Below are 22,566 nucleotides of genomic sequence, written 5' to 3'. Positions count from 1 at the left end.
CGACGGCCCTGCGCCCACGGCGTACGCCCTACGGCCGCCCCCACTGCGGCGGCGCGGTCGGGGCCGGTCCCAGGGTCGTCGTGCCGGGGGCCGCGCGGTGGCCCAGGCCGGTGCGGTACGCGTCCAGGGCCGCCTCCGTACGGCCCGTACGGCGCAGCAGGTCGCCCAGGAGCCGGCACAGGTCGGCGAGGTCGCAGGCGGCGCCGGTGCGCTCCAGCAGCGACAGGGCGGCGCAGTAGTGCTCCTCGGCGGCCTCCGTGTCGCCGCGCTCCTCGGCGATCAGGCCCAGCAGCCGGTGTGCGCCCCCCGCGTGCACCGCGCCGCGCTCGGCGCCCAGTGCCGTGGGGGCCAGCAGCGGCCGCAGCAGTGCCTCGGCCTCGTCGGCCTTGCCGCGCCGCCGCAGCACGTCGGCGAGCTCGACCTCCACCTGCACGGTGAAGAGGGCGGCGCGCTTGGAGGCCAGCATGTCGCGGGCGGTGCGCAGCTCGGTCTCGGCCTTGCGCAGGTTGCCGTCCTGGGCGTGCACGTAGCCGCGCATCCAGTGGCAGTGGGCGAGCTCGGTGCGGATGTGCAGCTGCTGGTAGAGGTCCTGTGCCTTGGCGAGGGAGGCGTCCGCCTCGGCGATGCGCCCCTCGGCAATGAGCGTGCGCGCCACGCCGCGGTGCATGGCGGCGACGAGCGCCGGCTCGTGGACCTGCGGCGCCAGCGCGAGGGCCAGTTCGGCGGCGTGCGCGGCCCGCGCGTGCGCCCCCATGTCCATATAGGGCGCGATGGACGCCGTATAGAGCAGCAGCAGGGCGTCGGGGTCGTGCAGACCGGAGGCGTTGAGCTCGTCGACGGCCGTCTCCAGCAGGTAGCAGGCGTAGCGCAGCTCGCCGGCCAGGAGGTGGGCGGTGGCGCGGCCGCGCAGCGCGGGCACGCGGCGCGGCAGGGGCTCGTCGGCGTACAGCGCCTCGGCCTCCGCGAACAGGTCGCGGGCGTCGGCGAGGTCGCCGGTCTCCAGGGCGCAGTCGCCGAGCCCCAGCAGCGCCGTGAACTGCTCGGGGACGAGCGCGAGCACCGCCGCCTCGGCGCGCAGCGCGCGGAAGAGCACGGCGGCGTCCTCGGCGTGCCCCGTGGCGAGGATGCGCCGGGCGTCGGTGAGCCGCAGCCGCAGTGCGGTGGCCAGGTGCGGCGGGCGGCCGGTGGCCAGTTCCTCGACGGTGGTGCCCAGCCGCTGCGCCAGGTGCCGCAGTGCGGCCTCGGAGGGGCGTACGCGGCCCGCCTCCAGGGTGGAGATGTAGGCGGCGGTGTAGGCGGGTTCGGCCAGCTGCCGCTGGGTGAGGCCCTTTTGGGTGCGTAGTCTCAGGACGCGCCGTCCGATGTCGGAGGGCTCGTCCACCGGTATGCCGTGGGTGCTGTTCTCGGCCAATTCCGCCCCTTGGTGCGTTGTCGCCGCGTCACCACGGCGCGCGTTCGATCCGTGTGACGAGGACGAGGACCGCGCCACTGCCCATTTATGCCCAGGACGGACGCGCGTCGCACGGGGCCGCGGGTGCCGGACACCCCCAATCACCGCAGCTCGAACGCCACTTCGACAGAAGATCACACTTTCCCGGGAGCCTGTGCATTGTCATGCACCGCTCCACACCCCTAGGTTGAGCGGCACCTCAACCCGGTTTAACCCGCCGCTTAACATGCCACATCCCGAGGCGGCGGGCCCACAGGAGGACAACCCCCCATGCAGAACAGACGAATACGGGCAGCCGTGCTCACCGCGGCCGCCCTCTCGGCCCTCGTCGCCGCCCCCGCCGCAGCCACCACCCCGGCCGCGCCCGGCCGCACCGCCCAGCACGTCGAGTACTTCACCGAGGACGGCCACCCGGCGCACACCACCGTCGCCGCGTCGCCCACCCCCGCCCGGCCGCTGCGCCCCGCCGTCCGGGGCGACGGCGCCGTGACGCCCGTCGTCACCAACGGCCCCGTCGGCACCAAGCTCGACGTCGTCTTCGTCGGCGACGGCTACACCGCCGGCGAGCAGGACGCCTTCCACGCCGCCGTGCGCGCCAAGTGGGCGAAGATCTCGGCCGTCGAGCCGTACGCCTCCTACCGGCAGCTGTTCAACGTCTGGGCCGTCGACGCCGTCTCGCGCGAGTCGGGCGTCTCCGGCGACCCCGCCCCGGACGTGGTCAAGGACACCGCGCTGCGCTCCCGCTTCTTCTGCGACGGCATCGAACGGCTGCTGTGCGTGGACACCGGCCGGGTCGAGCAGTACGCGGCCAAGGCCCCGGCGGCCGACCTGGTGGTGGTCCTGTCGCACTCCTCCAAGTACGGCGGCGCCGGCTACAACGACGTGGTGTCCGGACCGGGTTACGACGGCGTCGCCACCGCGTCGTCCGACAACGCCCGCTCCGACCAGATCGCCGTCCACGAGACCGGCCACTCCCTGGGCAAGCTGGCCGACGAGTACCAGTACGACGAGTACGGCACCTACACCGGCGCCGAGCCCGGCGAGTCCAACATCAGCACCCTCACGGCGGACCCCATGGGCGCGCAGCGGGCGAAGTGGTACCGCTGGCTCGGCCGCACCTCGCCGGACGGCGGTACGGTCGGCACGTACGAGGGCGGCGGCTACTACCCCAAGGGCCTCTACCGGCCCACCGACAACTCCCTCATGCGGTCACTGGGGCGGGAGTTCAACCTGCCCGGCCGCGAGGCGATGATCGCGGGCTTCTACCGGCACGCGCGCGTGCTCTCGCCCGCGCCCGGCACGCCGGACAACGGCGGCACGGTCCGCCGCGGCCAGGGCGTCGGCGTGCGGCTGCCGGTGCCGACCGCCACGCTGCACTGGTACGTGGACGGGCGCGAGGCGCGGGCCGCGCGCGGGAAGACGACGGTCGTGCCGGCCCGGCTGGGCGTGCCCGCCGACGGCCGCCCGCACACGCTGACGGCCAAGGGCGCCGACCTCACCGACGCGGTCCTCGACCCGGAGCTGGGCAAGCGGCTGCGCGGTGAACTGACGTGGCGGGTGGTGCGCTGACCCGGACGCGGGCCGGCGCCGGCCCGTAAGGGTCAGTGACGTGCGTAGGAGGGCTCGGCGTCGAGGACGTCCGAGCCCTCGTACGCGCGGGCCAGCCGCCCGAAGCCGCGGTCGAGGGCGGCCGTGGCGGCGGCCCGCACCCGCTCCGCGGGCTCGCCGGCCGCGAGCCCCTCGTGCACCACGCGGAACGCGTTCTCGCCCACCGTGCCGGCCAGCGCCGCGAACAGCCGCAGCTCCTCGCGGTCGGCGTGCGGGGCGCGTTCGGCGAGCAGGGCGGCCATCACGTCCTGCCGTTCCTGCGCTATCTGCAGGTAGCTGCGGGTGAGCGCGGGGCTGTCGAGCAGGACGCGGGAGAAGGTCCGGGCGTTGACCGGGCCGGCGGCGCCGCCGGCGCCCTCGTCGCCACTGCTGTCGTCACCGCTGCTGTCATCACAGCTGCCGTCGTCGCCGTGCAGCACGGTGCGGATCGCGCGGTCGTAGAAGCCCCGTACGGCCTCGACGACGTCCGGGCCGGCGGGCCCGGCGGCCGCCAGTGCCTCGGGCAGTCCCGCCCGGAACTCCTCCCGGCGGCGGAAGAAGATCTCCTCCTTCGACGCGAAGTGCGTGAAGACGGTCGCCGGCGCGACGTCCGCCTCGGCGGCGATGCGCGTCAGCGTCACGGCGTCGAACCCCTCGTCGGCGAAGAGCCGGTACGCCGCGTCGAAGATCGCGCGGCGCGTGCGCTCGCGCTTGCGGCCGCGCAGCGTCGTACTGGCGGCCGGCCCGGGGGTCGGAGTCATGGCCACAGGATAGCCCCTCAAGGCCGTCAGAAATAGAGTTGCTCTATTTTTAGAGGAGCTCTAGTCTCGCCGTCATGCAGACCGCCACCTCACCCGGGCCCACCGGGACAGCCCCCGCCCGTCCCGCCGCGGCCGGGCCGCGCTCCACCGCCGCGATCCTGGCCATCGCCTGCGTGGCCCAGTTCATGGTCATCCTCGACGTGTCGATCGTGAACGTGGCGCTCCCCGCCATGCGCACCGAGCTGCACCTCAGCGGCGCCGGCCAGCAGTGGATCGTCAACGCCTACACGCTCGGCTTCGCCGGGCTGCTGCTGCTCGGCGGCCGCCTGGCCGACCTGGTCGGCACCAAGCGGGCGTTCCTCACCGGCGTCACCGCCTTCACCCTCGCCTCGCTCGCCGGCGGCCTGGCCACCGACGGCGCCTGGCTCGTCGCCGCACGGGCCGTGCAGGGCGTCGGCGGCGCGCTGCTCGCCCCGGCCACGCTCACGCTGATCATGACGACGTTCACCGAACCCGCCGCACGCACCCGCGCGATGGGCGCCTGGAGCGCCGTCATGGCGGCCGGCGGCGCCACCGGGGCCGTCGTCGGCGGCCTGCTCACGCAGTACGCGGGCTGGCGCTGGGTCCTCTTCGTCAACGTGCCCATCGGCGCGGCGCTGCTGGCGGCCGCCCTCGTATGGGTGCCGGCGGCCACCGGCGCCCAGGGCGGGCTGCGCCGCCTCGACCTGCCGGGCGCGCTGACGGTGACGGCCGGTCTGACCGCCCTCGTCTACGGGATCATCTCCGCCGAGACGCACGGCTGGGACGCGCCCGTGGTCTGGGGCCCGCTGCTCGCCGCCGTCGCCCTGCTCGCCGGCTTCGTCGCCCTTGAGGCGCGCGTCGCCCACCCGCTCGTGCCGCTGCGCGTACTGCGCCGCCGCACCCTGGCGACCGCCAACGTCGTCGTGCTGGCGATCGGCGCGGCCATGTTCTCGATGTGGTTCCTGCTGTCGCTCTACTTCCAGCAGGTCCTGCACTACAGCGCCATGAAGGCCGGCCTGTGCTTCCTGCCCGGCTCGCTGTCCATCATCGTCGGCGCGCGCATCGCCACGCGCCTGATGCCGCGCACCGGCAGCCGCCCCCTGCTGATCACCGGTGCCTTGCTGAGCACGGCCGGCTTCGCCTGGCTGTCGCGCATCAGCGCCGACGGCTCGTTCGCCACGGACGTGGCCGCACCGCTCGTGCTGGCCACGCTGGGCACGGGCCTGGCGACGATGCCCACGACAGTCGCCGCCACCAGCAGCGCCGCCCGCGACGAGGCCGGCCTCGCCTCCGGCCTGGTCAACACCTCACGCCAGATCGGCGGTGCGCTGGGCCTCGCCGTCCTGGCCACCGTCGCCTCGCACGTCACCGCCGACCGCCTGGCCACCGGTGGTCACGACCTCCCCGCCGCCCTGGCCGCCGGGTACGGGCGCGGCTTCCTCATCGCCTCGGCCGTCATGGTGTGCGCCGCCCTGGGCGGGCTCGCGCTGCCGTCACGCAACGGCGCCAAGCGCTGAAGGACACGAAGCGCCGAAGGGTGCGCGCCGGGGGGCGGGAGCGCCCCACCGCGCCCCCTCACCGCACCAGTTCGCGCTCCAGCGGCGTGCGGAAACGGGGCGTCACGCGGACGTCCCCCAGCCAGCCGGAGAGCCGGGCCGCCTCCGCCTCGATCGCGGTGCGCGCCGCCCGGCCCACGTCCGTCAGGGTCCGCCACACCACCTCGCCGTTCGCGCGCTGCGCCCAGCCCCCGACCACCCGGCCGTTCCACCACACCGTCGGGCCCACGTTGCCCGCCCGGTCGAAGAGGAACGGCACGTGCTCCGGGTCCAGGTACCAGTCGCGGTCGCGCCAGCCCATCGCCGTCGGGTCGAGACCCGGCAGCAGCGCCGCCCAGTCGCCGCCGTCCGCGACGGGCTCCACGTCACTGGGGAGCGCCAGCCCGGGCCCGTGGTCCAGCCGTACGGACACGGCCCCCACGTCCGCCAGCGCCGCCCGCGTGTCGCGTAGCGACCAGCCCGTCCACCACTTGAGGTCGGCCTCCGACGACGGCCCGTACGAGGCCAGCCAGCGCCGCACCAGCTCCGCGCGCGCCTCCCGCTCCGGCGGCTCCGGCAGCTCCGCCGCCACCGCCCAGCGGTGCAGGCTGCTCGTCCACGAGCCGCGCGGCCGGCCGCGCCGGATGTGCCCGTCCGCCGCCAGCACCCCCAGCACCCAGCTGCCGACGCTGCGCCGCGCCTCGTACGGCTTGCCCGGCGACATGACGACCGTCTCGCGCAGCGCCGGCACGTCCTGCGCCAGCTCCGACGTCGTCGCCTCGCCCCGCGCGGCCAGGGCGGCCAGCGCCGCCCGCTCCGTCTCCGCCAGCCGCCGCTCGTCCCACGGTTCGGCCGCGTCCGCGCACGTGGCCAGCGCCTTCATCATCTGCGCCCGCTCGCGCCGGGCGATGCCACGGGCCGTGGACGCGTTCACGTACGGCGCCAGCTCCGTCGTCACCGCGAACAGGGTGCGGCGCATCGACAGCAGCCGCACCACCGACACGTCCTCGTACAGCACCCGGTCGACCTCGGCGGCCGACGGCTCGGCCAGCCGCGCGCAGGCGGCGAGGTAGACGGTGGCGGGATCGGTGGCGTGCAGTCCCACGACGGCGTCGGCCACGTCCTCGGCACGGGCCGCACGGCGGGCGGGCGCCAGCAGGTGGCGGCGGGCGAGGCGGGCCCGGCGCTGCTCGTCACTGATGTGAGGGCTGTGCGTCATGGGACGACGGTAGCCGCGCTATAGGACGAATCCTGTCCTGAAAGGGTCCTGAAAGGGTCCTGAGAGGTCCGGACAATGAGAAGACCCCCGGGCCACTGGCCCGGGGGTCTTCTCTGCTGTGCGCTCGGCAGGATTCGAACCTGCAACCTCTTGATCCGTAGTCAAGTGCTCTATCCGTTAAGCTACGAGCGCTCGGCTTCCCGGCTGGTCTCCCTGCCGGTCGGCGTTGCGGGAACAACTGTACATGACTCATTCCGGTGCTCCGTACACACCCGCAGGCCGTCGGGCAATATGAGCTCATGGGGACCTACGCTGCACACGGCGGTCTCATCGCCGGGCGGTACCGGCTGGGCCGGAAGATCGGGCGCGGCGGGATGGGCACCGTATGGCGTGCCACGGACGAGTTGCTCGGCCGCGAGGTGGCGGTCAAGGAGCTCCACGTGGACGACCCGCGTTCGGGGCGGGACGCCCGCGCCCAGTACGACCGGACGCTGCGGGAGGCGCGCACGGTCGCCCAGATCAAGCACCCCAACGTGATCGTGATGCACGACATCGTCGAGCAGGACGGCCGGCCGTGGATCGTCATGGAGCTGGTCGAGGGGTGCTCCCTGGCGGGCCGGCTGGCGGCGGACGGGCCGCTCGGCCCGGAGGAGGCGGCCCGCATCGGCCTGGGCCTGCTGGGGGCGCTGCGCGCCGCCCACGCCCGCGGGGTGCTGCACCGCGACATCAAACCGCCCAACGTGCTGCTGGAGGCCGGCACGGGGCGCGCGGTCCTCACCGACTTCGGGATCGCCCAGGTGCCGGGCGCGACGACGATCACGGAGGCGGGCGCGTTCGTGGGCTCGCCCGAGTACACGGCGCCGGAGCGCATGTCGGGCGGGGCGGCGGGGCCGGGCTCGGACCTGTGGTCGCTGGGCGTGCTGCTGTGCACGTCGCTCAGCGGCGCCTCGCCCTTCCACCGCGACTCGCTGGGCGGCATCCTGCACGCCGTCGTGCACGACGAGATCCGGCCACCGGAGGCCGCCGGTCCGCTGCTGCCCGTCGTCCGCGGCCTGCTGGAGCGCGATCCCGGGCGGCGGCTGACGGCCGAGGAGGCCGAGGCGATGCTGCGGGCGTACCTCGACACCGGCCGGATGCCCGCGGCCGCCCCGCGCCCGCCGGCCCGGCGCGGCACCACGCATGTGCTCCGTACGTCGCCCCGCACGCTCACCCGTACGCTGACGCGCCGGGGCGTGCCCGTCGCGCGCGCCGCCCCGGCGTACCGCGGCAGCCCCGCCCGTACGGCGCTGATGGCCGCGCTGACGGTGGTGGCCCTGGCCGCGCTGGCCGCCGGGATGGCGGCGCTGCTGGTGGACCGCGACAGCACCGCGGGCGACAACCGGGCCGCCCGCCTCACCACCCGCCCGGCCACGGCCGTCGTCGCCGAACCGCCGGCCAGCGCCTCCGTCGCCGCCCCGCCGGGCTACCGCTCCGTCCAGGACCCGGCCGGCTTCGCGCTCGCCGTGCCCGAGGGGTTCACCCGGTCCTTCGAGCCGCCGCGCGTCTTCTACTACTCGCCGGGCAAGGAGTTCCGCATCGGCGTCCTCATCCAGGACGTGCAGGAGGGCGGCCCCATCGGGGTGATGCGCAGCTCGGCCGCCATCGCCCCCGACCGCTACCCCGGCTACCGCGACGGCACGGTGGAGCGCACGACGCACAACGGGCACCGTGCGGCGTCGTGGGAGTTCAGCTGGGACGGCTTCGACGAGAACGAGAACAAGGCGCCGGGCGGTTCCCGCCACACCTATGACGTGGCGTGGGACGAGGGGGAGAAGATGTACGACGTGTGGGTCTCCTCCCCCGTCGGCAAGGCGGCCGAGGGCCGCCGCTACTTCGACACGATGCTGGCGACGTTCGTCCGGACGAAGCCGGTCTCGTCGCCGTAGAGCGCCTGTCGCCGTAGGGCGCCGCCGCCCCTTACGCGAACCCTTACGCGAAGACGACCGTACGGGTGCCGTTGAGCAGCACGCGGTGCTCGCTGTGCCACTTCACGGCGCGGGCCAGTGCCTGGCACTCCACGTCGCGGCCGATGGCCACCAGCTGCTCCGGGCTGACCTCGTGGCCGACGCGCTCGACCTCCTGCTCGATGATCGGGCCCTCGTCGAGGTCCGCGGTGACGTAGTGCGCGGTGGCACCGATCAGCTTGACGCCGCGGGCGTGCGCCTGGTGGTACGGCTTCGCGCCCTTGAAGCTCGGCAGGAAGGAGTGGTGGATGTTGATGATCCGCCCGGCCAGCGCCTTGCACAGGTCGTCGGAGAGCACCTGCATGTAGCGGGCGAGCACGACCAGCTCGACCTTCTCGGCCTGGACGAGCTCCAGCAGCCGCGCCTCCGCCTCCGGCTTGTTCTCCTTCGTTACCGGAATGTGATGGAAGGGGACGCCGTACGAGCCGACGAGCTCGGCGAAGTCGGTGTGGTTGGAGACGACCGCCGCGATCTCCACCGGGAGCGCCCCGATCCGGCTGCGGAAGAGCAGGTCGTTGAGGCAGTGCCCGAACTTGGACACCATCAGGACGATCCGCATCTTCTCGTCCGCGCGATGGATCTGCCAGTCCATGTGGAACGAGTCGCCGATCGCCGCGAAGCTGGCGCGCAGCTTGTCGACGGTGACGGGGGCCTCGGCACTGAAGTGGACGCGCATGAAGAACAGGCCCGTGTCGTGGTCGCCGAACTGCCGGCTGTCCTCGATGTTGCATCCGGTCATGAACAGGTAGCTGGACACCGCGTGGACGATGCCCTGCTTGTCCGGGCAGGAGAGGGTGAGGACGTACTGGTCGCGCGGCGCGGCCGCGGGCGCGGACGCTTCGGCAGGGGTCTGGGCGGCGTTCATAGCCCTATAGCGTGGCACATTCCGGTGGGGTGCCGGACCGCGCGACGGAGCACGGGACGGGATGCGGGCGGGATGCGGGCGGGATGCGTGCGGGGTGCGGGCCGGGTCAGGCGATCCGGGTGAGCATCTCCAGGACGCCGAGCGGGCGGGGCGGCAGGTCCGGGTCCTCGCCGTCGTTGACGGCCAGCCGTACGTGGGCCTCGCGGGCGGCGTGCACCGCCTCCGGCCAACCGGGGTGGTCCAGGTACGCGGAGACGTGGGCGTCCGCCCCGACCTGGTGCATGATCCGCAACACGCGCAGCACGGCGACGTCGACGAGGGCGGCCTCGCCGGAGTCCCGGAAGACGGCACCGACGTACTTCTCGGCCGACCAGTTGTCCAGCCAGGTGTCCTCGACCAGGCGGTAGACGGCGTCCGTCACGTCCCCGTAGCCCTCGTGGCCCGCGAGCCAGCACTCCCTCTGGAAGACCGGGTCCGAGAGCATGTGCAGCGCCGAGCGCACGTTCGCGCGCCAGCGCCACCACGGCATGTCATAGAGCGGCATACCGCCCATGGTGGTCGAGCGGCGGCCGCGACGGGAAGACTTCTCCGAACCCTGCACAGCGTTCGATCGTACGTTCCCGGGCGCCGGCGGCACCTCTCGGGTCCCTACAACTGCGACCACTCCCGCTTCGGGAGGCCGTACTTCTCCGCGATCGGGTTCCACAGGGCGGCGGCCCGCTTCTTGGCGTCGGTGGCGTCGGCACTGGCCCGGTCGCCGGCCACGCTGTCCTTGGTGGGCCGGGCGTGGCCCTTGACGCAGCCCTTCTTGCTGTCGGCCTGCTTGGCCCACGTCGCGTACTTGCTGTCGGCCGTGCCCGACGACTGCCAGGCGCGCGTGAGCTGCGCGGTGAGGTCGTCGTGGTTGGGCAGCTGGTCGGTGGCGGTCTTGCCGAGGCGCGTCACGAGCGTGTTGCGCTCCTTGGCGGCGGCGCGCAGGTCGGACGCGGCGTTGTCGAGGTTCTTGCAGTCCTTGACGGAGTCCACCGCCTTGATGACGGCGTCGCGGCTGTTGTTGCTGTCCTTGAGCAGCGCGTCCAGCGCCTTGGCCTGGGCCTGTACGGGGTCGGCGGGCGTGGCCGACGCGGCGGCGGACGGGCTCGCGGACGCCGGCGCGGACGTCGCCGGGCCGGCGGCGGGCACGGACGCCCCGGCCGGCTGCGGCTGCTTCTTCCCGTCGCCGTCGCCACTGAGCAGCGCGCCGACGCCGAGCCCGGCGACGATGCACCCGCCGACGACCGCGGCCCCTATGAGGAGGGTCTTCCTACGTCCTGCGGGGCCGGCGGGCGCCGGGCCGGATGCCGGCGCCGGTGCGGGCGCGGGCGCGGCCCTACGGGACCGGGGCCGGGGCGCGGCTGCGCCTACGGGTGCGGGTGCCGGCGCCGGCGCCGGTGTGCCGGCGGCGGGCACAGGGGGCAGCTGCTGGGTGGGCGTGGCGGCGCGGAAGAGAGTGTCGAACTCGGCGGGCGGGGTGCGCTCACCGGGCGGCGCGATGACGGAGAAGGGCGCGGCGGGGGTGTGCCCGCCTCCGGGCGCCTGCGGAGAGGCGGCGTTGCCACCGACGGGGGGCAGGACAGTGGTGGCCTCACCGGCACCCGCGGCACCGCCCCCTATGGGCGGCAGGACGGTCGTAGCCTCGCCCGCACCGCCGACGGGCGGCAGCACCGTCGTCGCCTCACCCGCACCACCGACGGGCGGCAGCACCGTCGTCGCCTCACCCGCCCCGGTGACAGGGGGCAGCACCGTCGTCGCCTCACCGGCACCGCCCCCTATGGGCGGCAGCACCGTCGTGGCCTCACTCGCACTGCCGACGGGCGGCAGCACCGTCGTCGCCTCGCCCGCCCCGGTGACAGGGGGCAGCACCGTCGTGGCCTCGCTCTCGCCCGCCGGCACCCCCGCGTGCCGGCCCGCGCGCGTGCCGCTCTCCGCCTGCGGCGTGCCGACCGAGCCCTCGGCCACCGGCCACACGCCCAACTGCGGTGCCCCGCCCGGAGGAACCGGTGGAGGGGCCGACGGCATCGGGGGGTAGGCGTGGCCCTGGGAGACGCCCGGAGGGGTTTCCGGGGGGAGGGGGGCGCGCGGGGCGGTGGCCGCGCCCCATTCCTGGGGGCCGTTCCCCTGTCCGCTCTGCGTCACCAGGAACTCCTCAAGGCTCTACGGACCTACGACAAGCGGCGGCTCACGCTACCGGTTCGTACTCTCGCACGAACACACAGCGTCCGTTCGCCGCGCCCCGCAGGCCCGGGCCTTGGTTGCCCCAGACCCCGGAGAGCGTGCCATCCGGGCCCTGGGGCCGTCCCTCATGTCGCGCTATGCCGCTGCCAGCTCCATCCGCGCCCCGAACTCCCGTACCGCGGGCTCGTCCCGGAACGGCGCCAGCCGCTGCTGGAAGTCCTCCAGGTACTCCGCGCCCCGGTTGGAGCGCAGCGTCCCCAGGAGTTCCAGCGCCCGGGCGCCCGTGGCGCACGCCTCCTCGACCTCGCGCTGCTGGACGTGCGTCGTCGCCAGCAGCAGCAGATCGATGGCGCGGCGCCGGACGCGGCTCTTGGGGTGCACGGCCAGCGCCTCCTCCGCCTGCCGGCGGGCCGGCTCGGCCTGCCCCAGGTCGCGGTGGCAGTGGGCGAGTTCGTCCGCGAGGTACGCGCGGTCGAAGTGGCGGATCCACGGCGGGTCGTCGCCCGTGTCGGTCGCGTTCTCCGCGGCGTCCAGCCGGGAGACGGCCCGCGCCGCCACCGTCTGGCAGGACCGCGCGTCGCCGAGCAGCGCGTGCCCGCGCGCCTCGGCGGCGTAGAACATGGCCTCCGCCCGCGGCGGGACCTTGCCGCGCGCCCCCTCCTGCGCCGCCTTCGCCAGCTGGGCGATCTCCCGGGGGTTGCCCAGGGAGGCCGCGAGGTGGCTCATGCTGGCCGCCAGCACGTACCCGCCGTAGCCGCGGTCGCCCGCGGCCTGCGCCAGGCGCAGCGCCTGGATGTAGTACCGCTGGGCGAGCCCCGGCTGCCCGGTGTCCACCGCCATGTAGCCGGCGAGTTCCGTCAGGCGCGCGACCGCCGCGAACAGCTCGCGGCCGACGGCCTCCCGGTACGAGCCGGCCAGCAGCCCGGAGACGACGCTGTTGAGGTAGTGCACCACCACGGGGCGCACGTGCCCGCTGCCGTAGCGGTGGTCGAGTTCGACCAGCGCCTCGGTCGTGGCGCGCACCGCCTCGACGTCGGCCACGCCGACCCGTGCGCCCGCGCTCCGTGCGACCTGTGCGTCGGCCGCGGTGATCAGCCAGTCGCGGCTGGGCTCGACCAGCGCGGAGGAGGCCACCGACGTCCCGCTGAGGAAGTCGCGGCGGCCCACGTCACTGCGCCACAGCTCGCAGACCTGCTCGATGGCGCCGAGGACGGTGGGCGAGAACTGCAGGCCCACGCCCGAGGCGAGGTTCTTGCCGTTGGCCATGCCGATCTCGTCGATCGTGACCGTACGGCCCAGCTTGCGGCCCAGGGCCTCGGCGATGATGGCCGGCGCGCGCCCGCGCGGCTGCTGGCCGCGCAGCCAGCGGGCCACGGACGTCTTGTCGTACCGCAGGTCCAGGCCGTGCTCGGCGCCGCACATGTTGACGCGGCGGGCGAGGCCGGCGTTGGAACAGCCGGCTTCCTGGATGAGCGCCTGCAGCCGTTCGTTCGGCTGCCGCGCCACGAGTGGCCGTGCGGCCATGGTCAACCCCCTGAGACTGCTGTGCGTTCGCGATGCACCCCACTGGATGCGGGGCACCGCCCACGGCGGATTCCGCCTTCTCCTGTTTCTCCTTCTCCTGTGATCTTTGCCCCCCTGATATGCGGAGAATGCAGGATTTTCCCGGTATTGCGGTGTGTTGACGCCGCAGGTCCCGGTGACACCGCGGTGACCTGCCCGGTCAACCGCCGCCCAGGTGGCTACCCCTTCGCGGCGGCGAACCCTCGCCTGCGCCCCCGTACATGCATCCGTGCGCCCCGTGTGCTGTCGCCCGTGGTTGCGAGGAGCCCGTGCCGGGGCCGTAACCCCTGGTGGCAGGGGGAGTTGTGATGAACGTGGAAGAGACCCAAGAGACCATCGGAGTAGGAGCCCCGCACATCCCCCAGCAACGCGGCGAGCGCGCGCTCGACGCGGCCGTCAGGTACGCGGAGGACCGGCACTGGGACGTGAGCCCCGGCACCTGGCTGGAGGCCGTGGACGGGCGCGAGTGCTGCTCGTGCGGCGAGGTGGACTGCCCCGCGCCGGGGGCGCACCCGGCCCGCCCCGACTGGGCGACACAGGCCACCGGCAGCGCCTCGACGGCGCGCCGGATCTGGACGAAGCAGCCGCGCGCCTCCATCCTGCTGCCCACGGGCCGCACGTTCGACGCCCTGGAGGTCTCCGATTCCGCCGGCTTCCTCGCGCTGGCGCGCATGGAGCGGATGGAGATCCAGCTGGGGCCGGTCACCTGCACGCCGTTCCGCCGCATGCTGTTCTTCGTGCTGCCCGGCGGCGCGGCGAAGGTCGGCGAGCACGCGCGCCGGCTCGGCTGGTCGCCCGCCACGCTCGACCTGGTCGCGCGCGGCGAGGGCGACTACGTGGTGGCGCCGCCGACCCGCATCGGCAACCGCGGCCCGGTGCAGTGGGCGCGCCAGCCCACGGCCGCCAACCGCTGGCTGCCGGACGCGGAGGAGCTGGTCAGCGCGCTGGCCTACGCGTGCGGGCGCGAGGCGGCCCTGACCCGCGGCCGCTGAGCCCTCGTCCCCCGCCGAGCCCCGCCCGCTCCTGACAAACGTCATCAGGGTCCTGACAAACGTCACCGGGATCCGTCGCCGTCCCCCTCTAGGGTGAATTCCGGGGGCCGGGGAGAAACCTCCTGGCCCCCTTCGTATCACCAGCAAGCACCACCTCACGGGGACGAGGACGTAGCAGTGGGACGGGACACGGAGACCGCCGTACCGGCGGTTCGCATCGAGGGACTGTGGAAGCGGTTCGGCGAACAGGTCGCGGTCGCCGGGGTCGACCTCGCCCTGCCGGCAGGGCAGTTCATCGGCCTGGTCGGCCCGAACGGTGCCGGCAAGACGACGACCCTGTCGATGGTCACCGGGCTCCTCCGGCCCGACCAGGGCCGGGTCGAGATCTGCGGGCAGGACGTGTGGCAGGACCCCGCCGCCGTCAAGGCACGCATCGGCGTCCTGCCCGAGGGGCTCCGCATGTTCGAGCGGCTGTCCGGCCGTGAGCTGCTCGCCTACACCGGGCGGCTGCGCGGCCTGCCGGGCGCCGAGGTCGACAAGCGCGCCACCCAGCTGCTCGACGTCCTCGACCTCGCCGGCTCGCAGCACAAGCTCGTCGTCGACTACTCCACCGGCATGCGCAAGAAGATCGGCCTGGCCGCCGCGCTGCTGCACAACCCCGAGGCCCTCTTCCTCGACGAGCCCTTCGAGGGCGTCGACCCCGTCTCGGCCCAGACGATCCGCGCGGTCCTGGAGCGCTACACGGCCTCCGGCGCCACCGTCGTCTTCTCCAGCCACGTGATGGAGCTGGTCGAGTCCCTCTGCTCCTGGGTCGCGGTGATGGCGGGCGGCCGCGTCCGCACCCACGGCCCGGTCGCCGAGGTGCGCGGCGACGCCCCGACCCTCCAGGACGCCTTCCTGGAGCTGGTCGGCGTACGGGGCCGGGCGGCCGGCGAGGACCTCGACTGGCTCGGCGGCGGTGCCCGATGACGACCGCGGCCCCCGCCCCCGCTCCCGTCGCCGGGGCCGGCGCGGCACCGACCGCCTCGGCCGCCGTCCTCACCCGCACGCTGGCCGGCCTGAAGCTGGCACTGCTGCGCAACGGCCTCAAGCAGTCCTCCGGCCGCAAGGCCGTGTGGATCACCTCGATCGTCCTGACCGCGCTCTTCGCGGCGCTCCAGCTGCTCGGCCTGATCGCCCTGCGCGGCAACGACCACGCCGCCACGTTCACCGTGCTCCTCGCGGTGCTCTGGGCGTTCGGGTGGGCGGTGATGCCGCTGTTCTTCCCCGCCGGTGACGAGACGATGGACCCCAGCCGGCTGGTGATGCTGCCGCTGCGTCCCGCCCCGCTGATGGTCGCGCTGCTCACCGCGGCCCTGATCGGCATAGGCCCCGGCTTCACCGTCGTCCTCTTCGTCGGTTCGGCGATCGCCACGGCGCACGGCGCCGCCGCGGTGGCCGTCGCCGTCCTCGCCGTGCCCCTCGCCCTGCTCATATGCGTGGCGCTGTCCCGCGCCGTGACCACGGCCAACGTCCGTCTGCTGACGAGCCGCCGGGGCCGCGACCTCGCCCTGCTCAGCGGCATCGTCATCGCCGTCGGCGCCCAGTTCGTCAACCTCGGCCTGAACAGGCTGAGCAAGGCGGGCGGCCTGGAGGCCCTCCAGCCGGTCGCCGACGTGGTGCGCTGGATACCGCCGGGCTCCGCGCTCGACGCCGTCCGTGCGGCGAGCGAGGGACAGTACGGTCTCGCCGCGGCCGAACTGGCGCTGAGCGCCGCCGTGCTGGCCGCCCTGATGACCTGGTGGCAGCAGGGCCTGACGAAGATCATGACCGCGCCCGACGCGTCCACGATCGGTGCCGCGGCGCCGGAGCGGAAGCGCGGCGGACGGGCCGGGCGTGACGGTGCCGCCGCGGACCACCGCCCGGCCGGCCTCGCCGGACTGCTGCCCGACACCCGTACGGGCGCCGTCATGCTCCGCTCCCTGCGCTACGCGTGGCGCGACCCGAAAACGAAGGCGTCGTGGGTGTCCGGCCTGGCGGCCGGCGCGCTCGTACCGTTCGTCAACGCCGTGCAGGGCTCGGGCAGCGTCTGGCTGGCGCTGTTCGCCGCGACGATGCTCGGGCTCCAGATGTACAACCAGTTCGGGCAGGACGGCCCGGCGTTCTGGATGGTGCTCCAGACCCTGGGCACGGCCCGGGAGGCGTACGCGGAGCTGCGCGCCCGCACCCTGGCGCTGGCGCTGATCGCCCTGCCGTACATCACGCTGATCGTCACGACGACGGCCTGGCTGCTGGGCAAGTGGCAGCAGTGGGCGGAGGTCATGGGCGTGTCCCTGGCACTGCTGGGCGGGCTGTTCGCGACGGGCGCCCTGACGTCCGTGCTGGCGCCGTACTCGATCCCGCAGGACAGCGGCTTCAAGAACGTCGCGCCCGGTCAGGCGTCCATCGCCTGGCTCGGCATGCTGGGCAGCGTGGTGGGCGCGGCGCTGTGCGCGCCGCTGCTGGGCCTGGTGATCGCCCTGCACGTCACGGACACGCACGACCTCCTGTGGACCGTGCTGCCGCTGGGCGCGGCCTATGGCCTGCTGGTGACCTGGGCGGGACTGCGCGTGGCGGCGCCGAAGGCGCTGGCGCGGCTGCCGGAGATCCTGACGGCGGTCACGAAGGCGTAGGAGCCCGAGGGGGGAAGGTGCTGAGGGGGGAGGGGCCCGGGGCCGCTCCCCCCCTCAGCCGTACGCGCCCCTACACGGGCGTCACATCACCGCCGGCCCCTCCGACGCCTCCGCGATGTACCCGTCGGGCCGGACGAGCAGCGTGGTCGTGTCCGCGTCGGCGCGCGTGACGGTGGTGACGCCGGCCTCGGGCACCGGCTTGGCGCCGCGCGGCAGGACGCGCACGTAGGTACCGGCGCGCAGGGCCTCGTACAGCCGCACCGGCCCGTCCGTGGTCTCGGCGAGCGCCAGGTCGGGCGCGCGGCGCCCGGTGAGGGGGTGCGAGCCGGGCGGTGCGGGGTAGCGGATACCGATGCCGGAGACGAAGCCGGCGACGCGGCGCGTGGCGAACGGCGCGAAGCGGGCGGCGCTCCCCACGACGCCGCGCAGGGCCCGCGCCGCGGGCGAGGTGACGAGCGCGCCGCGCACGAGGGCGTGGCTGACGCGCAGCACCTTCGTGCCGATGGGGTGCCGCTCGTCGTGGTACGTGTCGAGCAGTGCGTCGCCGTCGCGGCCGGCGAGCACGGCGGCGAGCTTCCAGCCGAGGTTGGCGGCGTCCTGGAGGCCGGCGTTCATGCCGAGGCCGCCGGCCGGCGAGTGGACGTGGGCGGCGTCGCCGGCGAGGAGGACGCGGCCGGAGCGATAACGGGGCACCTGGCGCTCGTCACTGTGGAAGCGCGACGTCCAACGGGTCTCCCCCATGCCGAAGTCGGTGCCGAACACGGCCCGGGTGAGGGCACGGAGGCGGTCCATGTCGACGGGCGCGTCGACGGGTTCCTCCCGGCCCCGCTCCCAGGCGATGACGCGGTACCAGCCGTCGCCGAAGGGCACGATCAGACAGAAGCCCTCGACCCCGCTGTTGAACGCGAGCGTCTTCGCCGGGGCGGTGTCGAGCCGTACATCGGCCAGCATCACCGAGCGGAGGACGGCACGGCCGGGGAAGGGCATGCCGATCGCCTCCCGGACGGCGCTGCGGACACCGTCGGCACCGACGACGTAGCGGGCGCGCAGGGTCGCCGTCGCGTCGTCGCTGCTGTTGTCAGCGGTGCCGGGGGCGCGGAACTCGACGTCCACGCCGTCCGCGTCCTGCCGCAGGCCGGTGACGCGCACGCCGCGCCGGATGTCCGCGCCGCAGGCGCGGGCGCGCTCCTCCAGCAGGCGCTCGGTCTCGTACTGCGGGGTGACGAGGACACCGGGGAAGCGCGTGTCCAGCCCGCCGAGGTCCACGCGCAGCCGCCCGAACAGCCGGGCGCCGCGCAGGAACGTACCGGTGGCCAGCAGGGGTTCGGCCAGTCCACGGGCGTCGAGCAGCTCCAGGCTGCGGGCGTGGACGGCGAAGGCGCGGGTGAGGTTGGACTCCTCGGCGCGGCGCTCCAGCAGGACGACGCGCACTCCGGCGGCGGCCAGGTCGCCGGCGAGCAGCAGTCCCGTGGGGCCGGCCCCGACGACCACGACGTCGGTGAGGGGTTCTTCGGTGCGGTCGGCGCGTTCGGTGCTGACGGTCGGCATGTCGACTCCTCGGTTCCTGGCGGGGTGTGCGGGCCCCGTACGTCCAGTGCACACCCGCCGAGGAAGAATGTCAACGGTCGTTGAATTAATGGGGAGGGCGGTGGCCCAGGGGCAGCCCAGGGGCGGCTCCGGGGCCCAGAAGAGGCGCGTTCCCTGTCACATCGCCTCGGACGACGAGGGGGTGCAAGGCAGCGAAACCAGCAGGGCACCATCGACACCGACCAGAAGGAGAACCCCATGCGCTACCTGATGACGACCAAGGAGTCCGTCGGCGCCGCCGCCCCGGACGAGAAGCTGATGGCCGAGATGGCCGCGTTCGTGGAGGAGCTGACCTCCGCCGGCGTCCTGCTGGCCACCGGCGGCCTGATGCCCGGCGGCCCCCGCGTCGCCTCGCGCGGCGACGACATCACGGTGACGGACGGCCCGTTCACCGAGGCCAAGGAGGCCGTGGTGGGCTTCGCGCTGGTCGAGTGCCGCAGCAAGGAGGAGGCCATCGAGGTCGCCCGCCGCTTCCGCCGCATCGCCGGTGACGGCGAGAGCCTGATCCAGGAGGTCTTCGACGGGTGCGGCGGGTGACGGCGGAGGACGACGCACGGGCCGCGGTCGCGGCCGCCTGGAAGCTGGAGGCGGCCAAGGTCGTGGCGTCCGTCGCCCGCATGGTGCACGACGTCGGCCTCGCCGAGGAACTGGCCCAGGACGCGCTCGTCGCGGCGCTGGAACAGTGGCCGGCCGACGGCGTGCCCGCGAACCCCGGCGCCTGGCTGACGACCACCGCCAGGCGCCGCGCGGTCGACCACATCCGGCGGGCGCAACGCCTGGAGCGCAAACGGGAGCAGCTCGCGCACCGGTGCCCAGGTGAGCCGGAGGCCGACGGGGACGACGCCGGCCACGACAGCCACGACGTCCTGCGGCTGATGTTCGTCTCCTGCCACCCGCTCCTGCGCACGGAGGCGCGGGTGGCCCTGACGCTGCGGCTGCTCGGCGGCCTGACGGACGAGGAGATCGCGCGGGCCTTCCTCGTCGGCAGGACGGTGATCGCCCGGCGCGTGGCCGACGCGAAGCGCACCCTCGCCGAGGCGGGGGTGGGCTTCGCGATGCCGCCGCGCACCGAGCTGGCCGAGCGGCTCTCCTCCGTCCTGGAGGTCGTCTACCTGATCTTCAACGAGGGGTACGCGGCCACGTCCGGGGACGACCTCATGCGGCCGGGGCTGTGCCTGGAGGCGCTGCGGCTCGGCCGTCTGCTGGCCGGGCTCGCGCCCGACGAGGCCGAGGTGCACGGGCTGGTGGCGCTGATGGAGCTCCAGTCGTCCCGGTCCGCGGCGCGTACGGGCCCGTCCGGCGAGCCGGTGCCGCTGCACGAGCAGAACCGCGGCCGCTGGGACCAGTTGCTGATCCGGCGCGGCTTCGCGGCGATGCTGCGCGCCCGCGAGGCGGGCGGCCCGCCGGGCCCGTACCTGCTCCAGGCGGCGATCGCCGTGTGCCACGCGCAGGCGCGGACGGCGGAGGAGACCGACTGGCGGCGGATAGCGACGCTGTACGGCACGCTGGAACGGCTCCTGCCGACCCCGGTCGTACGGCTGAACCGCGCCGTGGCCGTCGGCATGGCGGACGGCCCGGCGGCGGGCCTGGCCCTCACGGCGCCCCTGGCCGAGGACCCGGCGCTGCGCGATTACCACCTGCTGCCGTGCGTCCGGGCCGACCTCCTGCACCGGCTGGGCCGGTACGAGGAGGCCCGCCGGGAGTTCCTGCGGGCGGCGTCGCTGACGGCGAACGCGGCGGAGGAAGCGTTCCTGCGCGGAAGAGCGGCGGCCGCCACGACCGCCGCCCGGCCGGCCGGGATGCCCACCCTGGGCGAGGCCGTACGGGCGTTCCTGGAGCGGGACGGCATGGACCCGGGAACCGCCCGTTCCTACGGGCAGACGTTGCGGCGGCTGTGCCGGAGCCTGGGCGACGAGTTGCCGCTCGCCGCCCTGACCTCCGCCGACGTGGCGCGCGTGTTCGCGCTGGCCTGGGACGGCGCCGCGGCGCGGACGTGGAACCGGCACCGTTCCGCGCTGCGGTCCTTCGCGGCCTGGGCGTCGGTCGGGCACGTGGCGGAGGGGATCGGCCGCCGGGCCGCCGGCCGCGAGCGGGCCCGGCCCCTGGACGAGGCGGAGTTCACGGCGCTGGCCGGCCGCCCGGACGTGGCGCTGCGCGAGCGCACCCTGTGGTGGCTGCTGCGCGAGTCCGGCGCCCCGGTGAGCACGGTGCTGGCCCTGGACGTCACCGACCTCGACGTACGGGCCCGGCGCGCCCGGACGCGCGGCGGCGAGGGGTGGCTCACCTGGGGCGCGGGTACGGCGGAGTGGCTGCCGGGGCTGCTGGCCGGACGGCGCCGGGGGCCGGTGTTCCTGGCGGAACGCCGCCCGGGTCCGGGCCGGCCGCCGGCGCCGGGCGACCTGTGCCCGGAGACGGGCCGCGGCCGGCTGTCGTACGAGCGCGCGGAGTACCTGTTCAAGCAGGCCACGGCCGGCCACACCCTCCGCCGCCTGCGCGTCGGCCCCCGGCCGCCGTCCCGGCCCTCTACTTCTTGATGTCGTCCTGGTCCGCGCCGACCCGCAGGGTGTAACCGGCCGGAATGCCGTGCTCCTGGTCTCCCTTGACGGATACCGCGGACACCTGCGCCGAGAACTGCCGTCCGGCCGGCAGCATCGGCGTGTACTTGGTGTGCCCGGTGAGCACCGCCGCGCGTTGCCGCTGGGCCGGCGAGGTCATGATCTCGATCGTGTCGCCGACCTGCGCACCGGTGAGCTTGCCCCAGACGGCCTGGCAGCGGCTGCTGTACCGGATCTCCAGATGCATTGTGGAGACCCAGTCCTCCCCGATCGTCCCGGCCCCGTCCGCGCATCCGGCGTCCTTCGGGTCCACGCCGGTACAGGTGGTGCTGAAACAGCCGGGAGGGGCGGTCGGTGCCGCTGCTGCGGACGAGGCGGCGGCCGACGGCGGGCGGGCCTTGGCGTCGGCGTCGTCACCGCCGGTCCATGACGTCGCCAGCGCCCCGGCCACCGAGCCGGCCACCGCCACGATCAGCGCACCCACGAGCGTCTGGGGACCGAGGCCCCCTCTGGCCCACCGGACGCACCGGTCCCACCAGTCCTTCACGTTCAGCCTGCCGCCCGACATGCCGGGAGGCTAAGCCCACCGGCATATGGCACGAGGAGCGTTCCGCCCCCGCATCACCTCATCGAGTGGCCCCGGCCCCCTGCGCCCCCACTCCCCCCATCGCCTATCCCACCGCCTCCAGGAACGGCTCCGTCACCCGCCGCCAGCCCTCCGGCTGCTCGTAGTGGATCAGGTGGCCGGCGTCCGGCACCTCCGCGTACCGGCCGCGCGGGAGCACCCGCACCATCTCGTGCGCCTCGGCCCGGCCCAGAGCGCCGTCCAGGCCCCGGACCACGAGCGTCGGGCACTTCACCAGCGCCAGCTCCTCCCAGTGCGCGTCCCGCGCGTACTCCTCCCGCACCTGGAGCATCTGGCGGCGGAAGAACAGCGGCCGCCAGCCGTCCGCCCGCTCAGCCATGACCTCGGCGTAGAAGTCGCCGCGCGCCGGGGCCGGCCGCTCCAGCGTCGGGTCCTCCTCCGCGAACCACTGCCGCACGTCCGCCAGCGTCGCGAACGGCACCGGCCACGACCGGAACCACTCCCGCCACTCCCGCTGCGTGGCCGTGCCCAGCGCCGACGCCCGCATGTCGCAGATGACGAGGGCCCGTACGAGGTCCGGCCGGCGGGCGGCCAGCTGCCAGGCCGTGAGCGCGCCCATCGCATGGCCGATCAGCGTGACCGGTGCGAGCCCCAGCTGCTCGACGGCCGCCTCGGCGTCGGCCACGTACGCGTCACGCGCGTACGGACCGCCGACCGGCTTGCCGCTGCGGCCGTGGCCCCGCTGGTCGAGGGCGACCGTGCGGTACCGCCGGGAGAGCCAGCGGGCCGCCTGCGCCCAGTGCGCCGCCCGCCCCAGCAGCCCGTGCAGCAGCAGGATCCCGCCCGGCCCCCTGGGGCCCGTGGCGGCCGGCGGCGGGTCCGCGAACTCCCAGGCCGCGAGCCGCACTCCACCGCTTCCCGTCACCTCGATGCGCCGCACCATGCCCTGGCACCCCCTCGTCTCCCCCGAGCAGCTC

Annotated in this window: 18 protein-coding genes and 1 tRNA gene; 8 read left to right on the top strand and 11 right to left on the bottom strand. The window is 74.6% G+C overall.

What is annotated here, in order from left to right; translation table 11 throughout:
• Positions 1-28: 28 nt before the first annotated feature.
• Complete coding sequence (locus tag IE305_RS15470; protein WP_190130336.1) at positions 29-1,381, bottom strand: helix-turn-helix domain-containing protein; 1,353 nt, start codon at positions 1,379-1,381, stop codon at positions 29-31.
• 339 nt (positions 1,382-1,720) lie between these two features.
• Here IE305_RS15470 and IE305_RS15465 point away from each other — a divergent pair, with 339 nt between their 5' ends.
• Positions 1,721-3,019: a M64 family metallopeptidase gene (locus IE305_RS15465; RefSeq protein WP_190130139.1), complete on the top strand. Its 1,299-nt coding sequence runs from the start codon at positions 1,721-1,723 to the stop codon at positions 3,017-3,019.
• Positions 3,020-3,051: 32 nt separating this feature from the next.
• On the opposite strand, the gene IE305_RS15460 is transcribed toward IE305_RS15465, so the two are convergent.
• Entirely contained in the window at positions 3,052-3,798 is a 747-nt protein-coding gene (locus IE305_RS15460) for a helix-turn-helix domain-containing protein (protein WP_190130138.1), read from the bottom strand.
• A 74-nt stretch (positions 3,799-3,872) separates the two neighbouring features.
• Here IE305_RS15460 and IE305_RS15455 point away from each other — a divergent pair, with 74 nt between their 5' ends.
• On the top strand, positions 3,873-5,336 hold the full coding sequence (locus IE305_RS15455) for an MFS transporter (RefSeq protein WP_190130137.1): 1,464 nt from the start codon (positions 3,873-3,875) through the stop codon (positions 5,334-5,336).
• Positions 5,337-5,394: 58 nt separating this feature from the next.
• Here IE305_RS15455 and IE305_RS15450 read toward each other — a convergent pair whose 3' ends face one another.
• Positions 5,395-6,573, bottom strand: a complete 1,179-nt coding sequence (locus tag IE305_RS15450; RefSeq protein ID WP_190130136.1) for a winged helix DNA-binding domain-containing protein — start codon at positions 6,571-6,573, stop codon at positions 5,395-5,397.
• Between the two features lie 119 nt (positions 6,574-6,692).
• Positions 6,693-6,765: transfer RNA gene (locus IE305_RS15445), tRNA-Arg, on the bottom strand.
• Between the two features lie 107 nt (positions 6,766-6,872).
• Here IE305_RS15445 and IE305_RS15440 point away from each other — a divergent pair.
• A complete protein-coding gene (locus IE305_RS15440; protein WP_190130135.1) occupies positions 6,873-8,498 on the top strand; it encodes a serine/threonine-protein kinase in 1,626 nt (541 codons plus the stop codon).
• Positions 8,499-8,541: 43 nt separating this feature from the next.
• Here the strand turns inward: IE305_RS15440 and purU are convergent, their stop codons facing one another.
• The 4 genes from purU to IE305_RS15420 form a co-directional block, all read right to left on the bottom strand.
• Entirely contained in the window at positions 8,542-9,441 is a 900-nt protein-coding gene (purU, locus tag IE305_RS15435) for a formyltetrahydrofolate deformylase (RefSeq protein ID WP_190130134.1), read from the bottom strand.
• Positions 9,442-9,547: 106 nt separating this feature from the next.
• Positions 9,548-9,994 (bottom strand): SCO4402 family protein, encoded by a 447-nt coding sequence (locus IE305_RS15430; protein WP_444546162.1) that lies wholly within the window; start codon positions 9,992-9,994, stop codon positions 9,548-9,550.
• A gap of 95 nt (positions 9,995-10,089) precedes the next feature.
• Entirely contained in the window at positions 10,090-11,616 is a 1,527-nt protein-coding gene (locus IE305_RS15425) for a hypothetical protein (RefSeq protein WP_190130132.1), read from the bottom strand.
• A gap of 174 nt (positions 11,617-11,790) precedes the next feature.
• Entirely contained in the window at positions 11,791-13,179 is a 1,389-nt protein-coding gene (locus IE305_RS15420) for an NsdA family TPR-like regulatory protein (RefSeq protein ID WP_190130131.1), read from the bottom strand.
• A 347-nt stretch (positions 13,180-13,526) separates the two neighbouring features.
• On the opposite strand from IE305_RS15420, the gene IE305_RS15415 reads away from it, so the two are divergent.
• The 3 genes from IE305_RS15415 to IE305_RS15405 all read left to right on the top strand — a co-directional run bounded on the left by IE305_RS15415 (position 13,527) and on the right by IE305_RS15405 (position 16,861).
• Positions 13,527-14,210 carry a bifunctional DNA primase/polymerase gene (locus tag IE305_RS15415; protein WP_190130130.1) on the top strand — a complete coding sequence of 228 codons (684 nt, stop codon included), beginning with the start codon at positions 13,527-13,529 and terminating at the stop codon, positions 14,208-14,210.
• A 177-nt stretch (positions 14,211-14,387) separates the two neighbouring features.
• A complete protein-coding gene (locus tag IE305_RS15410) occupies positions 14,388-15,179 on the top strand; it encodes an ABC transporter ATP-binding protein (RefSeq protein WP_190130129.1) in 792 nt (263 codons plus the stop codon).
• Complete coding sequence (locus IE305_RS15405) at positions 15,176-16,861, top strand: transporter (RefSeq protein WP_229890994.1); 1,686 nt, start codon at positions 15,176-15,178, stop codon at positions 16,859-16,861. Before IE305_RS15410 ends, IE305_RS15405 begins: the two co-directional genes overlap by 4 nt.
• An 81-nt stretch (positions 16,862-16,942) precedes the next feature.
• Here IE305_RS15405 and IE305_RS15400 read toward each other — a convergent pair whose 3' ends face one another.
• Complete coding sequence (locus IE305_RS15400; RefSeq protein WP_190130128.1) at positions 16,943-18,409, bottom strand: FAD-dependent monooxygenase; 1,467 nt, start codon at positions 18,407-18,409, stop codon at positions 16,943-16,945.
• A 237-nt stretch (positions 18,410-18,646) separates the two neighbouring features.
• Here IE305_RS15400 and IE305_RS15395 point away from each other — a divergent pair, with 237 nt between their 5' ends.
• Both IE305_RS15395 and IE305_RS15390 read left to right on the top strand, forming a co-directional pair.
• A complete protein-coding gene (locus IE305_RS15395) occupies positions 18,647-18,985 on the top strand; it encodes a YciI family protein (protein WP_190130127.1) in 339 nt (112 codons plus the stop codon).
• Complete coding sequence (locus IE305_RS15390) at positions 18,982-20,982, top strand: DUF6596 domain-containing protein (RefSeq protein ID WP_190130126.1); 2,001 nt, start codon at positions 18,982-18,984, stop codon at positions 20,980-20,982. Before IE305_RS15395 ends, IE305_RS15390 begins: the two co-directional genes overlap by 4 nt.
• On the opposite strand, the gene IE305_RS15385 is transcribed toward IE305_RS15390, so the two are convergent.
• Both IE305_RS15385 and IE305_RS15380 read right to left on the bottom strand, forming a co-directional pair.
• Positions 20,972-21,571: a DUF2690 domain-containing protein gene (locus tag IE305_RS15385; RefSeq protein ID WP_190130125.1), complete on the bottom strand. Its 600-nt coding sequence runs from the start codon at positions 21,569-21,571 to the stop codon at positions 20,972-20,974. The two genes, IE305_RS15390 and IE305_RS15385, sit on opposite strands and share 11 nt — an antisense overlap.
• A gap of 103 nt (positions 21,572-21,674) precedes the next feature.
• Positions 21,675-22,532, bottom strand: a complete 858-nt coding sequence (locus IE305_RS15380) for an alpha/beta fold hydrolase (protein WP_190130124.1) — start codon at positions 22,530-22,532, stop codon at positions 21,675-21,677.
• Positions 22,533-22,566: the final 34 nt, after the last annotated feature.

This window comes from Streptomyces mashuensis (assembly GCF_014654785.1).
Lineage (GTDB): Bacteria > Actinomycetota > Actinomycetes > Streptomycetales > Streptomycetaceae > Streptomyces > Streptomyces mashuensis.
The sequence above is the reverse complement of the archived record's forward strand: the minus strand, read 5'-3'. Positions and strand labels throughout refer to the sequence as shown.

Coding starts and splice junctions, on each gene's coding strand:
- IE305_RS15465 (WP_190130139.1), top strand. CDS start 1,721: ATGCAGAACAGACGAATACGGGCAGCCGTGCTCACCGCGGCCGCCCTC.
- IE305_RS15460 (WP_190130138.1), bottom strand. CDS start 3,798: ATGACTCCGACCCCCGGGCCGGCCGCCAGTACGACGCTGCGCGGCCGC.
- IE305_RS15455 (WP_190130137.1), top strand. CDS start 3,873: ATGCAGACCGCCACCTCACCCGGGCCCACCGGGACAGCCCCCGCCCGT.
- IE305_RS15450 (WP_190130136.1), bottom strand. CDS start 6,573: ATGACGCACAGCCCTCACATCAGTGACGAGCAGCGCCGGGCCCGCCTC.
- IE305_RS15440 (WP_190130135.1), top strand. CDS start 6,873: ATGGGGACCTACGCTGCACACGGCGGTCTCATCGCCGGGCGGTACCGG.
- purU (WP_190130134.1), bottom strand. CDS start 9,441: ATGAACGCCGCCCAGACCCCTGCCGAAGCGTCCGCGCCCGCGGCCGCG.
- IE305_RS15430 (WP_444546162.1), bottom strand. CDS start 9,994: ATGGGCGGTATGCCGCTCTATGACATGCCGTGGTGGCGCTGGCGCGCG.
- IE305_RS15420 (WP_190130131.1), bottom strand. CDS start 13,179: ATGGCCGCACGGCCACTCGTGGCGCGGCAGCCGAACGAACGGCTGCAG.
- IE305_RS15415 (WP_190130130.1), top strand. CDS start 13,527: ATGAACGTGGAAGAGACCCAAGAGACCATCGGAGTAGGAGCCCCGCAC.
- IE305_RS15405 (WP_229890994.1), top strand. CDS start 15,176: ATGACGACCGCGGCCCCCGCCCCCGCTCCCGTCGCCGGGGCCGGCGCG.
- IE305_RS15400 (WP_190130128.1), bottom strand. CDS start 18,409: ATGCCGACCGTCAGCACCGAACGCGCCGACCGCACCGAAGAACCCCTC.
- IE305_RS15395 (WP_190130127.1), top strand. CDS start 18,647: ATGCGCTACCTGATGACGACCAAGGAGTCCGTCGGCGCCGCCGCCCCG.
- IE305_RS15385 (WP_190130125.1), bottom strand. CDS start 21,571: ATGTCGGGCGGCAGGCTGAACGTGAAGGACTGGTGGGACCGGTGCGTC.
- IE305_RS15380 (WP_190130124.1), bottom strand. CDS start 22,532: ATGGTGCGGCGCATCGAGGTGACGGGAAGCGGTGGAGTGCGGCTCGCG.